1 protein-coding gene is annotated in these 1,171 nt (G+C 69.4%); it reads left to right on the top strand.

The genetic code is table 11. From position 1 onward, the window contains the following. The coding region (locus tag FNH08_RS50340; protein ID WP_194238911.1) for a beta-ketoacyl synthase N-terminal-like domain-containing protein at nucleotides 1-1,171 on the top strand (1,171 nt) is incomplete at both ends.

Consider the following 1,171-nt stretch of genomic DNA (forward strand, 5'->3'; position numbering starts at 1 on the left):
GGACGAGGCGGTTGCGATCGTGGGGATGGGGTGCCGGTTCCCGGGCGGTGTGGATTCGCCGGGGGCGTTGTGGGACTTGGTGGCGTCCGGCGGTGACGGTGTGTCGGGTTTTCCGGTGGATCGTGGCTGGGACCTGGCGTCGCTGTTCGGCGAGGGCCCGGGCAGCTCTGCCACGCGGGAGGGGGGGTTTCTGCATGAGGCGGCCGAGTTCGACGCGGAGTTGTTCGGGATTTCTCCGCGTGAGGCGTTGGCGATGGATCCGCAGCAGCGGTTGTTGCTGGAGACGTCGTGGGAGGCGTTGGAGCGGGCGGGTGTTGATCCGTTGTCGCTGAGGGGTTCGCGGACGGGTGTGTTCGCGGGGTTGATGTACCACGATTACGCTTCGCGGCTGCCGGTGACGCCGGATGAGGTGGAGGGGCTGCTCGGCAACGGTAACGCGGGCAGTGTGTTCTCCGGTCGTGTGGCGTATGTGTTCGGTTTCGAGGGGCCGGCGGTGACGGTGGACACGGCGTGTTCGTCGTCGTTGGTGGCGCTGCATCTGGCGTGTCAGTCGCTCAGGTCGGGGGAGTGTGACACGGCCCTGGCGGGTGGTGTGACCGTCATGGCCACGCCGGCCACTTTCGTGGAGTTCTCGCGTCAGGGGGGTCTGGCCTCTGATGGTCGGTGCAAGGCGTTCGGGGAGTCGGCGGACGGTACGGGCTGGGCCGAGGGTGCGGGTGTGCTGGTGCTGATGCGGTTGAGTGAGGCGCGCCGTCTGGGCCGGCCGGTGCTGGCTGTGGTGCGGGGCTCGGCGGTCAACCAGGACGGTGCGTCCAACGGTCTGACCGCGCCGAACGGGCCGTCCCAGCAGCGCGTGATCCGCCAGGCGCTGGCGAACGCCGGAGTCACGGCGGGCGACATCGACGCTGTGGAGGCGCACGGTACCGGCACGCGCCTCGGCGATCCGATCGAAGCGCAGGCCCTCCTTGCCACCTACGGCCAGGCGCGCGACGGCGATGGTGAGCCGCTCTGGCTGGGGTCGATCAAGTCGAACATCGGTCACACGCAGGCGGCTGCGGGCGCGGCCGGTGTCATCAAGATGGTGATGGCGCTGCGGGAGGAGACCCTGCCCCGCACCCTGCACGCCGATCAGCCGTCCACTCATGTGGACTGGGAGTCGGGCGCCGTGGAG

This window comes from Streptomyces spongiae (assembly GCF_009377185.1).
Lineage (GTDB): Bacteria > Actinomycetota > Actinomycetes > Streptomycetales > Streptomycetaceae > Streptomyces > Streptomyces spongiae.